11 protein-coding genes are annotated in these 12900 nt (G+C 64.0%); 1 reads left to right on the top strand and 10 read right to left on the bottom strand.

Going from position 1 to position 12900, the window contains the following annotated elements:
• The first annotated feature begins 19 nt into the window (after positions 1-19).
• Positions 20-1348, top strand: a complete 1329-nt coding sequence (gene chrA / locus MU516_RS04525; RefSeq protein ID WP_260276007.1) for a chromate efflux transporter — start codon at positions 20-22, stop codon at positions 1346-1348.
• Between the two features lie 3 nt (positions 1349-1351).
• On the opposite strand, the gene MU516_RS04520 is transcribed toward chrA, so the two are convergent.
• From MU516_RS04520 to araD1, 10 genes are read right to left on the bottom strand one after another with little or no spacing between them, the layout of a single operon-like run.
• Positions 1352-2329, bottom strand: a complete 978-nt coding sequence (locus MU516_RS04520; RefSeq protein ID WP_260276006.1) for an aldose epimerase family protein — start codon at positions 2327-2329, stop codon at positions 1352-1354.
• Positions 2329-3171 (bottom strand): SMP-30/gluconolactonase/LRE family protein, encoded by an 843-nt coding sequence (locus tag MU516_RS04515; RefSeq protein WP_260276005.1) that lies wholly within the window; start codon positions 3169-3171, stop codon positions 2329-2331. The genes MU516_RS04520 and MU516_RS04515 overlap by 1 nt, the downstream gene beginning before the upstream one ends.
• Positions 3171-4142: a galactofuranose ABC transporter, permease protein YjfF gene (gene yjfF / locus MU516_RS04510; RefSeq protein ID WP_260276004.1), complete on the bottom strand. Its 972-nt coding sequence runs from the start codon at positions 4140-4142 to the stop codon at positions 3171-3173. Before yjfF ends, MU516_RS04515 begins: the two co-directional genes overlap by 1 nt.
• Positions 4139-5155: an ABC transporter permease gene (locus MU516_RS04505; RefSeq protein ID WP_260276003.1), complete on the bottom strand. Its 1017-nt coding sequence runs from the start codon at positions 5153-5155 to the stop codon at positions 4139-4141. The genes yjfF and MU516_RS04505 overlap by 4 nt, the downstream gene beginning before the upstream one ends.
• Positions 5152-6660 (bottom strand): sugar ABC transporter ATP-binding protein, encoded by a 1509-nt coding sequence (locus MU516_RS04500; protein WP_260276002.1) that lies wholly within the window; start codon positions 6658-6660, stop codon positions 5152-5154. The genes MU516_RS04505 and MU516_RS04500 overlap by 4 nt, the downstream gene beginning before the upstream one ends.
• Positions 6661-6716: 56 nt before the next feature.
• Positions 6717-7676 (bottom strand): galactofuranose ABC transporter, galactofuranose-binding protein YtfQ, encoded by a 960-nt coding sequence (gene ytfQ / locus MU516_RS04495; RefSeq protein ID WP_260276000.1) that lies wholly within the window; start codon positions 7674-7676, stop codon positions 6717-6719.
• A gap of 39 nt (positions 7677-7715) precedes the next feature.
• The gene (locus MU516_RS04490) at positions 7716-9230 is read right to left on the bottom strand and encodes an aldehyde dehydrogenase (NADP(+)) (protein ID WP_260275999.1); all 1515 of its coding nucleotides are present in this window, start codon (positions 9228-9230) and stop codon (positions 7716-7718) included.
• A 10-nt stretch (positions 9231-9240) separates the two neighbouring features.
• Positions 9241-10161 carry a Gfo/Idh/MocA family protein gene (locus tag MU516_RS04485; RefSeq protein WP_260275997.1) on the bottom strand — a complete coding sequence of 307 codons (921 nt, stop codon included), beginning with the start codon at positions 10159-10161 and terminating at the stop codon, positions 9241-9243.
• Positions 10161-11903 (bottom strand): L-arabinonate dehydratase, encoded by a 1743-nt coding sequence (araD, locus tag MU516_RS04480; RefSeq protein ID WP_260275996.1) that lies wholly within the window; start codon positions 11901-11903, stop codon positions 10161-10163. The genes MU516_RS04485 and araD overlap by 1 nt, the downstream gene beginning before the upstream one ends.
• A gap of 7 nt (positions 11904-11910) precedes the next feature.
• Positions 11911-12900, bottom strand: coding sequence for an AraD1 family protein (gene araD1 / locus MU516_RS04475; RefSeq protein ID WP_260275995.1), 990 nt, complete (start codon positions 12898-12900; stop codon positions 11911-11913).

The following is a 12900-nucleotide window of genomic DNA, read 5'->3' as shown; positions in this document are numbered from 1 at the left end:
AAGCCCAGGGGAAGCCGCAATGGTGTGGGCACGAATCGCGGCGCTCAGTTTCGGCGGGCCGGCGGGGCAGATCTCGGTGATGCATCGCATCCTTGTCGAAGAGCAGCGCTGGTTGGGCAATGACCGCTTCCTGCATGCGCTGAACTTCTGCATGCTGCTGCCCGGCCCCGAGGCGCAGCAGCTTGCGACCTATATCGGCTGGCTGATGCATGGCGTGCGGGGGGCGCTAATAGCGGGGATAATGTTCATCCTGCCCGGCGTCGCCGCGATCATGCTGTTAAGCTGGGTCTATGTGGTCTTCGGTGAGGTCGAGGTCGTCGAGGCCATGTTCTTCGGTCTGAAAGCCGCCGTGCTTGCGATCGTCGTGCAGGCTTTGGTGAAGATCGCCGGGCGTGCGCTTGGCAATGCCGCGATGCGTCTGATCGCATTGGCATCATTTCTGTCGCTTTTCCTGTTTGCCGCCCCGTTTCCGCTGGTGATCGCGCTTGCGGCGCTGGCTGGGTATATGGGCGCAGCGGCGGGGCTGACCGCCTTCGTGCCTGGCAGGCCGACAGGGTCCGGAACGCAGGATTCGGAGCACGCGGACGGTGCAGGGACGGTCCTGGGGCAGGAACATGTCTTGTCGCGACACCAGTCCTTGGGGGCGCAGCGCGCAGCCATCGTCGCGCTTGCCGTGTGGCTGTTGCCGGTTGCGGGTCTGTATCTGATCGCGCCCGACAGCGTCTTCACCGACATCGCAATGTTCTTCTCGAAATTGGCCATGCTGACCTTTGGCGGCGCTTATGCGGTGCTGGCCTGGGTCGCCCAGGAAGCGGTCGGAACCTATGGCTGGCTGGCGCCGGGGCAGATGCTGGACGGTCTGGGCATGGCCGAGACGACACCCGGCCCGCTGATCATGGTGCTGCAATTCGTGGGCTTCATGGGCGCCTTTCGCGAGGCTGGCTGGGACAGTGCATTGCTGGCCGGAACCTTGGGCGGGATTCTGGCAACCTGGGTGACATTCGCGCCGTGCTTCGCGTGGATCTTTCTTGGCGCGCCGTACATGGAGACCTTGCGTCGCAATCACCGGCTGGCATCGGCCCTGGCGGCGGTCACGGCGGCAGTCGTTGGCGTGATCGCCAATCTTGCGATCTGGTTCGCGATCCATGTCATCGGGACCCGGACCGAACTGGTTACGGCCGGCCCGCTGCGGATGGAGTTGCCGCTGCCCTCGTCGCTTGATCCCACCGCCGCGCTGCTCTCGCTGGGGTCTTTGCTGGCCGTCTTTGCCTTGCGGCTTGGCATGGCGGCGACGTTGACCTGCGCTGCATTGGCCGGTCTGGTCCTGTATCTGGCGGGGCTGCACTGATCGCTAGGACCACGCGAATCGATAACGCGTGACTTCTTGATATTCGCGCCCGGGTCGCAGGATCGGCCTGGCAAAGCCCGGCCGGTTCGGCGCGTCGGGCCAGAACTGCGTCTCCAGCGCCAGTCCAGCATGACGGCCATAGCGGCGGCCATCCAGTCCGCCGATTCTGTCGATATGCGCGCCATCATACAGCTGCAGCCCGCAGGCCGTCGTTTCGACCGCCATCGACAGCCCGCCTTCACCGGTCAACTGCGCGACCGGGCGCAGAGGCTGCTGCCCATTGGACAGGCAGAAATTGTGGTCATAGCCGGTGATGCCGATCATCCGTTTCTTGCGGAAATCGAAGTCTGTGTCGGTCACCATCGCCGCCTCTCCTGTCGGGATCAGGTCGGAATCGACCGGCAGATAGCGGTCGGCGGCGATCATCAGCGCATGACGGCGAACGTCACCCTGCCCGTCCAGATCGAAAAACCCATGATGTGCCAGACTGCAGATCGTCGGCGCATCCGTCACCGCGGTCAGCACGATTTCCAGCGCGTCTTCATGCAGCGCGATCCAGACCGTGATGCGCAGATTGCCGGGGAATCCCATATGCCCGTCGGCCATCGTAAGGCCCATGATGACGTGATCATCGGCCTGCCCCTCGACCTGCCAGATCTGGACATCCGCGCCGTCCGCGCCGCCATGCAGCGTGTGACGGCCCAGAAAATTCGGATCGGTGCGATAATCTCGCCCGTCAATGGTGAAGCGGCCGCCGCCGATCCGGTTGGCGAAGCGCCCGACGATGGCACCGAAATAGCGCGCCGGTCCCAGATACGAGGCGACGTCCGGACATCCCAGGACCAGCGGATGGGCAACCCCATCCAGCCGCAGATCCTGCACGATCGCCCCCAACGTCAGCACCTGCGCGCTCAGCCCTCCGCTCTGCAGGCTGATCCGGTGCACGTCGCGCCCATCCGGCAGCGTTCCGAAGATTTGCATCACAGGATCACGCGCGGTTCGGGATGGCCGGGCACGGCAGCGCGGACAAGATAGGGAAGGCCCTGCGCCGCGTCAGGGTTCTTGACACCCTCCTGCGCGGTCGTCACCAGCAGATCGCGCATGTCCGGGCCGCCGAAGGCCGGGCAACTGCTGTGGCGTCCGCCAACCTCGTAGTGGTCGATGCGCATGCCGTCGGCCGCAAAGCGGATCACCGCGCCCGCCCCCCAACAGGCGACGCAGAACGCCCCATGGGAATCGATGACCGCGCCATCAGGGTTCAGCCCCATCGCCGCGCAATCCAGATACAGCGCCGGCGCGCCCTGCGGCCAGCCGTCCTTGTCCAGTGCCTGCCGCCAGACCTTCCCCGCGCGCGTGTCGGCATAATGCGCGACGCGACCATCGGGCGAAAAGCAGATCGCGTTCGGGATAGTGATATTTTCGACCAGCCTGCGCAGCTCGCCGCGGTACCAGCGCCAGATCGCGCCCGCGCCGTCTTCCGCCTGCTTGCCCATGGTTCCGATCCAGAACCCACCCTGCCGGTCCGCGCGCCCGTCATTCGACCGTGTCTGGGGATTGTCGGATTCGATCTGGGCAATCTCGTGCAGATCACCATCCCTCAGGTCCATCATCGCCAGCCCGGTTTCGGTCGCGATCAGCAGACGATCATGATCGACCCAACCCGCCGCAGATGCCATCCTGTCAAAGTGCCATTCCCGCGCACCGTCCGCATCGCGGGACAGCAGGCGCCGGTTCAGGATATCGAACCAGAAGAACTGTTCGCGCGCCGGATGCCAGATCGGGCCTTCGCCCAGTTCGCAGATACGGGTGTCGAACGGGATCATCAGGATGCTCCGCTAAGCCTGGATTGCGACAGCTTCAGCAGACCCTTCTGCAGCAGAATGAAAACCAGCAGCAGGATGCCGATGACGATCTTTGTCCACCAACTGGAAAGGCTGCCGTCGAACACGATGTAGGTCTGGATCAGCCCCATGGTCAGCACGCCGACCAGCGTGCCGAACATGTAGCCCGCGCCCCCCGTCAGCAGAGTGCCGCCGATCACCACCGCGGCGATGGCGGTCAGTTCGGTGCCGACAGTGGCCAGCGAATAGCCAGACCCGGTATATATCGAAAAGACGATCCCCGACAGACCCGCCATCAATCCCGAGAACGCATAGACAAGCATCGTCGTGCGTCCCTGCCGGACGCCCATCAGCCGCGCCGTCTGTTCGCCACCGCCAAGCGCATAGACCGAGGCGCCGAAACGGGTCTTGTGGGCGACGATCATGCCGACGATCACGGTCAGCACCATCACCATGCCGATCAAGGTCAACCGCCCCTTGCCCGGCATCAGGTAATAGGTCGATTGCAACGCCTTGTAGAACGGATGCTGGATCGGCACGGAATCAATCGACAGCATGTAGGCAGCCCCCCGCGCCAGGAACATGCCGGCCAGGGTGACTATGAAGGCGGGCATGGCCAGACGGTCGATCAACACCCCCATCGCCGCGCCAAACGCGGTCGTGATTGCCAGCAGCATTGCGAAGACCAGCAGCGGATGCAGCGATGTGTCACGCAGCACCACGGCGATGAACACTCCGGAAAAGGCGATGACGGATCCGACCGACAGGTCGATCCCGCCCGACAGGATCACCAGCGTCATCCCGACCGCCACGATTCCCAGATAGGCGTTGTCGGTCAGCAGGTTGCCGATGACGCGTGTGGACAGAATATTCGGGAACTGCAGCCAGCACAGCAGATAGGCGATCAGGAAGATCGCAATCGTCGCGTACAGGGGAAGCGCGCGGGTGTTCATGAATGCCTCCGTTGCGCCAGCACTTCGCGGCTGGCGCGCTGGCTTTCGCGCCACAGCCGCCATTCCGCCGCGATGCGCGGCGATTGCAGCACAAGGATGACCAGTACCAGCCCCGCCTTGATGACGAGGTTGTATTCCGACGGGAACCCCGCCAGCAGGATTCCGGTATCGATGGTCTGGATGATCATCGCCCCCAGAAGCGAGGCGATGATCGAGAACCGGCCGCCCAGCAAGGAATTTCCCCCGATAACCACCGCCAGGATCGCGTCCAGTTCCAGCCACAGCCCGGCATTGTTGGCATCCGCGCCGCGGATATCGGCGGTCACGATGATCCCCGCCAGCGCCGCACACAGGCCCGATGCAACATAAACTGCGATCAGCAGCACCGTCGCGTTGACGCCTGCCAGCGCGCTGGCACGCCGGTTGATGCCGGTGGCCTCGATCAGCATGCCAAGCGCGGTTCGCCGCATCAGGGCCGCGACCCCTGCCCCGGTCAACAGCCATAACCATGCCGGAACCGGCAGGCCCAGAACGGTGCCAGATCCCAGAAACGCAAAGCCCGAATCGGTGAATGTCAGGATGCGCCCCTCGGTGATCAGCTGCGCGATGCCACGACCCATGGTCATCAGGATCAGCGTGGCGACAAAGGGCTGGATCCCGACGATGGCGACCAGCGCGCCGTTCCACAGGCCCGCAGCCGCACCCGCCAGCAGACCCACCGCCAGAGACGGCCCCAAACCCATGCCGCCCGCGATGCTGGCGGCAGAGACCGCACCGCAGATCGCCATGATCGCGCCCACCGACAGATCGATGCCACGGGTCGCAATGACCAGCGTCATGCCGACCGACAGCAACGCCACCGGCGCGCCGCGTTTCAGCACGTCAATCACCGGCCCGACCAGGCGGCCGTCATTGATCTGCACGCTGAGGAAACCGGGAAAGAAAACCGAGACCAGCACGATCAGCGCGGCCAGCGCGATCAATTGTGGCGCGATGCGTCTCAGCAGGGTCATGCCGCATCTCCTTCCTCGTCGTCGCTGGCAATGGCGCGCATGATCTCGTCCCCGGTGACGCGTCGGCCTGACAACTCCGCGACATGGCGTCGGTCGCGAACCACGATCACGCGGTCGGCCACGGCGACCAGTTCGTCGATCTCGCTGCTGATGACCAGGACCGACATGCCGGCTTGGGTCAGTTCGCGGATGAGGCGCAGGATTTCGGCATGCGCTCCGACGTCGATCCCGCGGGTGGGTTCATCAAGGATCAGAAAGCGCGGGTTCATGGCCAGCCAGCGGGCCAGAACGACCTTTTGCTGATTGCCGCCCGACAGGTCCCCGATCGCCTTTTCGCGTCCCGAGGTGCGGATATCCAGCCGCGCGATGTAATCGTCGGCCAGCCGGTTCTGTTCGGCACGGGCGATAGGCCGCGCCCAGCCCCGCCGCGCCTGCAGGCCAAGGACGATGTTCTTGCGGATCGACAGATCCGCCACGATGCCGTCGGTCTTGCGATCCTCGGGCGCGAAGCCGAAACCGGCAGCGATGGCGGCGCGCGGACCAGACAGGTCCAGCTTGCCCGTCTGATCACGCGCCTCGCCGGTCTGGGCCGAACGCACACCAAACATCAGTTCCGCGCTTTCCGTCCGCCCCGATCCCAGCAGACCCGCCAAGCCGACGACCTCGCCCTTGGTCACGTCCAGGTCAAACGGTTCGACGACAGTTCGCCGACCGAAGTTCCGGAAGGACAGCATCTCTGGCCTGCGGTGATAGGTCTCATCGGCGGACTGGTCCGAAACCTCGACCTCCAGCGCACGGCCCAGCATATGTTCGATCAGCCTGACGCGGTCCAGATCGGCGGTGCTTTCGGTCGTGATCTTCTGGCCATTGCGCAGCACCGTCACGCGATCAGTCAGTTCGAACACCTGATCCAGAAAATGCGATACGAAAACGATCCCCAGCCCCCGTTCGCGCAGCGATCGCACGACGTCAAAAACCATCCGCACCTCGGCGGCATCCAGACTGGCGGTCGGTTCGTCAAGGATCAGCACCTTGCCCGACAGCGACACGGCCCGCGCGATGGCGATGATCTGCTGGATCGCGACCGAATAGCTGCCCAGATCACGATCGACGTCGATCTCCAATCCATAGCTGGTCAGCACCTCGCGTGCCCGGGCCCGCACCGCGCGGCCGTCGATCAGTCCCCAGCGACGCGGTTCGCGGCCGAACATCAGGTTTTGCGCCACGGTCAAATTGGGTAGCAGATTGACCTCTTGATAGACCGTGCCGATCCCCAGCTCCTGCGCCTCGACGGTTGAACGGGGCGTGATCTGCGCCCCGTCCAGCGTCACGGTTCCGCCATCGCGATGATAGGCACCCGTCAGGCACTTGATCAGTGTCGATTTCCCGGCGCCGTTTTCGCCCAGAAGGGCATGAACCTCTCCGGCCCGCAGGTCGAAATCGACCGCGTCCAGCGCACGTGTGCCGGGGAAGGTCTTGGTCATCGCCTGCACGGACAGAAGCATGTCGGAACCTCGCGGGTGAATGCCGGGCCGCCATCAGACAGCCCGGCATGTTCGGCCTAGTAGCCCAGATCCTTGCGCGCTTCGTATTCCCCGGCCGGGTCGTCCGATTGGGTATACAGCTTCGATTCCGTCTGGATGAACTTTTCAGGCATGGTGCCATCTGCCCAATAGGCCTCCAGCGCATCGAAGGCCGGTCCTGCCATGTTCGGGGTCAGTTCGACCGTTGCATTGGCTTCACCGTCAGCCATGGCCTTGAAGATGTCGGGCACCGCATCGATCGACACCACAAGGATATCCTTGCCCGGCGCAATTCCGGCCTCCTTGATTGCCTGGATCGCGCCTACGGCCATGTCGTCGTTATGGGCATACAGCGCGCAGATGTCCTGACCGCCATTCTCGGCCTGCAGGAAGCTTTCCATCACTTCCTTGCCCTGTGCGCGGGTGAAATCGCCGGTCTGGCTGCGAACGATGGACAGGTTGTCATGACCGCTGATCGCATTCTCGAATCCGGTCTTGCGGTCGATGGCCGGGCTTGATCCGGTTGTGCCCTGCAATTCGACGATGCGGCATTCCTTGTCGCCCACCGCATCGGCCAGCCACTGACCTGCAACCTCGCCTTCGTGGACCAGATTCGATCCGACCGCGGTCAGGTAAAGATCGTCGCTGCTGTCCACCTGACGGTCCAGCAGGACGACCGGGATTTCGGCCTCCTTGGCCTCTTCCAGGACGGAATCCCAGCCCGTCGCGACGACCGGGGCCAAGAGGATAGCATCAACGCCCTGCGCGATGAAGGATCGGATCGCCGCAATCTGATTTTCCTGTTTCTGCTGCGCGTCCGAGAACTGCAGTTGGTAGCCCCGCTCTTCCGCCTGGTTCCGGGTCAGCGTCGTTTCCGCCGCGCGCCAGCCGGATTCCGATCCGATCTGCGAGAAGCCAATCGTCTCACCCTCGGCCATCGCGGCCGTGGCAGAAATCGCCAAAGCGGCGACCGTCGTCATCAGTGTGTTGGTAGTCATGTTATCCTCCCTTGGTGTTTTGATTTCAAACAGGCACGTTCAACCCCGTAAGTCGTCTTGCAGCAGGCTCTCGGGGATGTTCTGGAAACAGACCGGGCGCAGGAAGCGGCGGATCGCCAACGTCCCGACACTGGTCGCGCCAAAATTGGTGCTGGCCGGATAGGGGCCGCCATGCACCATCGCTTCGCTGACCTCGACGCCGGTCGGAAAGCCGTTGGCAAGTATGCGGCCGGCCTTGCGTTCAAGAACCGGCAGAAGGCGCGCAGCAAGTGCAGCATCCGCGTCGTCCAGATGCAGCGTTGCGGTCAATTGCCCCTCGAACGCGTGGGCCAGCGCGACAATCTGATCGTCATCCGCCGCCGTCACGATCAGGCCAAGCGGGCCGAATACCTCTTCCGCCAGGGTCTGATCTTCCAGCCAGTGCTCAGCTTCGACCATGTAAAGCTGCGGCGTCGCCTGACGGCGATCACAGGGCTGGCTTAGCAGATCAAGCACCGCCGACCGTCCCTTCACCCGGTCGCGCCCCTTCGCAAAGGCTTCTGCGATACCATCGCTCAGCATCACCTGCGGCCCCGTCTCACGAAGTGCGTCCACGGTTGCTGCGGCGAATTCCCCGGCCTGATCGGCGCGGATGACCGCGATGCCGGGATTGGTGCAGAACTGCCCTGCCCCCATGGACAGCGATCCGGCCCAGCCCCGCGCCAGCTCGTCACCACGGGCAGCGACCGCGTTTGGCAACAGGAACATCGGGTTGATCGACCCCAGTTCACCGAAGAACGGAATCGGCTCGGGCCTTGCGGCGCACATGTCAAACAACGCCCGGCCACCAGCAAGACTGCCCGTGAAGCCCACGGCCCGGATCAAGGGATGCTGGACCAGCGCCTGTCCGACCTCGTGGCTGTCGCCGTGGATGAAGTTGAAACTACCCACCGGCATTCCGGTCCCGCGGATCGCGGCGTCGATGGCTTCTGCCACGATCTCACCGGTGCCGGGATGGGCGGGATGGCCCTTGACGACGACAGGGCAACCCGCAGCAAGCGCCGATGCGGTGTCGCCGCCCGCCGTCGAAAAGGCCAGCGGAAAGTTCGAGGCCCCGAATACCGCAACCGGGCCGATCGGACGCTGGATCATCCGCAGATCCGGCCTCGGCAGCGGCTCGCGGTCAGGCAGTGACGTATCATGGCGGCGGTCAAGATAGTCGCCCTTGCGGATATGCGCCGCGAACAGCCGCAGTTGACCCGTGGTGCGTCCCCGTTCTCCTTGCAGCCGGGCGGCTGGCAATCCGGTTTCCTGCGTGCCGATCAGGGTGATCTGTTCGGCCCGAGCCTCGATCTCGTCGGCGATGGCATCAAGAAACGCGGCGCGATCTTCGCGCGAGGTGTAGCCAAACGTCCAGAACGCATCCTCTGCGGCCCTGGCCGCGCAATCAACCATTCGGGACGTTCCGGAACTGAATTCATGCGCCGGTCCCGATGCGGGGCGCGAGGTGAAATGCCCGTCCCCGGCGATCCACTCGCCCGCGATCAGATGCTTGCCATGAGGGGTGAATGCCATGGTCTCTCCTTCAGAATTCGAACGGTTCGACGATGCCGCGGCGTCCCAGCGTGAACGCGTCCGCGACCAGCACCATCGGCGACAGATCCACATCCGACGCATTGTCCCGCAACAGTTCCGCCATGCGCGCATAAAGCGCCGGGTATTCGCCCATGATGCTGTCGTCGCCCCCGGCCTTGTGGCCGTCTATTTCCAGCCGGTTGCCCCCCATCCGCAGGGCGACGATGCCTTGGTCGGTCTTAAATTCCATGTCCCAGGTCTGCGGGCCTTGCTGCCGGAAATCGAAATCGGCAGTGATCCCGCCCGAGAACGTCAGGCGCGCGGCGATCGGTGCCTGACGATTTGCGGGAAAGTCCAGATCGGCCGCGGTCAGATGAACCGGAACCGGGAGGATCCTGGTCAGGATCGACAGCGCGTTGATGCCGGGATCGAAGACCCCCATCCCACCGGCCTCGAAGATCCAGTCCTGTCCGGGATGCCATTTGCGCACATCCTCGCGCCATGTGATCCGGCCTTCGTGTATCACACGATCGGCCAGCAGACGGCGGGCGGCCTCGACACCCTCGGCCATCCTGCTGTGCCAAGTGGCATAAAGGCTGACACCTTGCGCCTGCGCCAGGTCGCGCAGAATATGCACCTCGGCCAGCGTCGCGCCGGGTGGTTTTTCCAGCATCAGGTTGCGACCTGCCCGCAGGACCGCCTGCGCGGCGTGAAACCGTGGCACGGGCGGCAGGCAAAGGCTGACTGTGCCGATATCCGGACGCTTATCCAGCATGGTCTGGATGTCCGCAAAACCCTCGATCCCCTCGACCGATCCGTGACGGCTGACCGTCGCGGCCAATTCCCAGTCGGGGCTGGCCGCCAGCGCGGGCACGTGCTGGTCAAGCGCGATCTTTCCAATACCGACAAGGGCAACTCTGTTGCGTGCCATCAGTGGCTGTCCTTTCCGACCGGGTTGCCGCGACAGCCGCGCAGGAAGTCCATGTCCGCACCGGTATCCGCGCCCATCACATGCTGCTGATGCAGCCAGGCGTAACCGCTTTCGGGCAGGCCGGGCTGCGGCTGCCATTTTGCCAGACGCGCGGCCATTTCCTGATCGCTGATCTCGACATGCAGGCGGCGGTTGGGCACGTCCAGTTCGATCATGTCGCCGTCCCGGACCACCGCCAGCGGGCCGCCGGCCGCTGCCTCGGGGCTGGTATGCAGCACCACGGTGCCGTAGGCGGTGCCGGACATGCGCGCGTCCGAAATGCGCACCATATCGGTGATGCCCTTTTTCAGAACCTTGGGCGGCAGGCCCATATTCCCGACCTCGGCCATGCCTGGATAGCCGCGCGGACCGCAGTTCTTCAGGACCATCACGCAGGTCTCGTCGATATCCAGATCGTCGTCGATGATCCTGGCCTTGTAATCGTCGATATCCTCGAACACGACGGCGCGACCGCGATGGGTCAGCAGATGCGGACTGGCCGCAGAAGGCTTAAGGACCGCGCCGTTCGGCGCCAGATTGCCCCGCAGCACTGCGATTCCCCCTTGATCGGTCAGCGGCCGGTCGGCGGGCAGGATCACATCCTCGTTCCAGTTGGTGACGTCCTTCACCTCGTCCCAAATCGGGCCACCGCTGACGGTCAGTGCGTCCCTGTGCAACTGTCCCGCCTCGCCCAGACGACGCAGGACGACAGGCAGGCCACCCGCATAGAAAAACTCTTCCATCAGGTACTTGCCCGATGGCATCAGGTTCACAATGGTCTTCACGTCGCGCCCGCAGCGGTCCCAATCGTCCAGCGTCACATCGACCCCGACCCGACCAGCCAAGGCCAGCAGATGCACGACCGCGTTGGTGGATCCGCCGATCGCACCGTTCGTCCGGATTGCGTTCTCGAAGGCCTGTTTCGTCAGGATGTCGCTGGGTTTCAGGTCGTCCTTGACCATCTGCACGATCCGCCGACCGGACAGTTGCGCCATCACCCGGCGGCGGCTGTCCACCGCCGGGATGGCGGCATTGCCGGACAATGCCATGCCAAGCGCCTCGGCCATCGAGGCCATGGTCGACGCCGTGCCCATCGTGTTGCAGGTGCCGGAGGATCGCGACATCGATGCCTCGGCCTCCAGGAACTCGTCCTGCGTCATGTCGCCGGCTTTCACGGCTTCGGAAAATTTCCAAAGATGGGTGCCCGATCCGACACGTTCGCCCCGGAACCAGCCGTTCAGCATCGGCCCGCCGGTGACGACGATTGACGGGATGTCCGTCGATGCAGCCGCCATCATCAGCGAAGGCGTGGTCTTGTCGCAGCCGACCAGCAGCACCGCTCCGTCCATCGGCTGTCCGCGTATCGTTTCCTCGATCGCCAACGCCGCCAGATTGCGAAACATCATCGCCGACGGGCGGAATGTGTTTTCGGACGCCGAGAACACCGGAACCTCGACCGGAAAGCCACCGGCCTCCCAGACGCCGGCTTTCACCTTCTCTGCCAGTTCCCGCAGATGCCCGTTGCATGGCGTCAGGTCGGACCATGTGTTCAGGATGCCGATGATCGGGCGGCCGTCGAACAGGTCATGCGGATAGCCCTGATTTTTCAGCCAGCCGCGGTGATAGATCGTGTCACGCGAATTGCCCCCATACCATTCCTGAGAGCGCAGTTTGCGGGGCCATTTTGCGGGGGTGAAGGACATGGCGCACCTATAGGGCTGCGACGGCGACCGGAGCCGCGTCATTGGGGTCTTGGGTGATGGCGTTGCGCAAAGGCAGGCCAAAGGCTGTGCATTCTATCTGGAATTCGTCGCCTGGGCGGGTCGAGATGCCGTCGGCGAACGACAGCGTCGCGGTCCCGAAGAAGTGGACATGCACATCTCCCGGTTGCCGGAACAGCGCATACTTGAAATGATGATGTTCCAGATTGGCCAGGCTGTGGGACATGTTGGCCTCGCCCGACAGGAAGGGTTTTTCCCAGATCGTGCTGCCGTCCCGGATCACCCGGCTGACGCCTTCGATATGTGCAGGAAGATCGCCGACCAGCATTTCGGGACCAAAGCTGGCCGGGCGCAGCTTGGAATGTGCCAGCCACAGATAGTTGCCGCGCTCGGTCACATGATCCGAGAATTCATTGGCAAGGGCAAAGCCAAGACGAAAGGGTCGGCCATCGGTCGCGATGACATAAAGACCCGCGATTTCAGGTTCCTCGCCCGCGTCCAGCGCAAAGCCGGGGCTGGTCAGTGCCGCACCCGGGGCAACGGCGGCATATCCGTTGCCCTTGTAGAACCATTCGGGCTGCGCGCCGATCTGCCCTGCCGCGGGCTTGCCGCCTTCCAGCCCCATGCGGAACATCTTCATGCTGTCGGTCAGATCCTCGGGGTCGGTCTTCTGATGCATCGCGTCGCGGGTCGAGGCGCTGCCCAGATGCGTCAGCCCGGTGCCGGTCATGTGCAGATGTGCGGGATCGATATGATCGACCGGCGGCAGCATTCGACCCTGGGCCAGCGCCGCTGGAAGATCGACGGGATCGCCTACGCCACGGAAGGCGACCTCGTCCGCCAAGCTGCGCCCGGCCTCGATGGCCGCCAGCGCCAGTTCTCGGGTGCCTGACGCACCGCGCACCAGATGGGCCGTCTCGCCTTGGCGCTTCGCCACGACACGCGTTCCGTCGGGCAAGTGAAGTTGCGACAGAAACAT

The sequence above is a fragment of the Paracoccus maritimus genome, from assembly GCF_025195095.1.
Classification (GTDB): domain Bacteria; phylum Pseudomonadota; class Alphaproteobacteria; order Rhodobacterales; family Rhodobacteraceae; genus Paracoccus; species Paracoccus maritimus.
The sequence above is the reverse complement of the archived record's forward strand: the minus strand, read 5'-3'. Positions and strand labels throughout refer to the sequence as shown.

Coding starts and splice junctions, on each gene's coding strand:
- chrA (WP_260276007.1), top strand. CDS start 20: ATGGTGTGGGCACGAATCGCGGCGCTCAGTTTCGGCGGGCCGGCGGGG.
- MU516_RS04520 (WP_260276006.1), bottom strand. CDS start 2,329: ATGCAAATCTTCGGAACGCTGCCGGATGGGCGCGACGTGCACCGGATC.
- MU516_RS04515 (WP_260276005.1), bottom strand. CDS start 3,171: ATGATCCCGTTCGACACCCGTATCTGCGAACTGGGCGAAGGCCCGATC.
- yjfF (WP_260276004.1), bottom strand. CDS start 4,142: ATGAACACCCGCGCGCTTCCCCTGTACGCGACGATTGCGATCTTCCTG.
- MU516_RS04505 (WP_260276003.1), bottom strand. CDS start 5,155: ATGACCCTGCTGAGACGCATCGCGCCACAATTGATCGCGCTGGCCGCG.
- MU516_RS04500 (WP_260276002.1), bottom strand. CDS start 6,660: ATGCTTCTGTCCGTGCAGGCGATGACCAAGACCTTCCCCGGCACACGT.
- ytfQ (WP_260276000.1), bottom strand. CDS start 7,676: ATGACTACCAACACACTGATGACGACGGTCGCCGCTTTGGCGATTTCT.
- MU516_RS04490 (WP_260275999.1), bottom strand. CDS start 9,230: ATGGCATTCACCCCTCATGGCAAGCATCTGATCGCGGGCGAGTGGATC.
- MU516_RS04485 (WP_260275997.1), bottom strand. CDS start 10,161: ATGGCACGCAACAGAGTTGCCCTTGTCGGTATTGGAAAGATCGCGCTT.
- araD (WP_260275996.1), bottom strand. CDS start 11,903: ATGTCCTTCACCCCCGCAAAATGGCCCCGCAAACTGCGCTCTCAGGAA.
- araD1 (WP_260275995.1), bottom strand. CDS start 12,900: ATGTTTCTGTCGCAACTTCACTTGCCCGACGGAACGCGTGTCGTGGCG.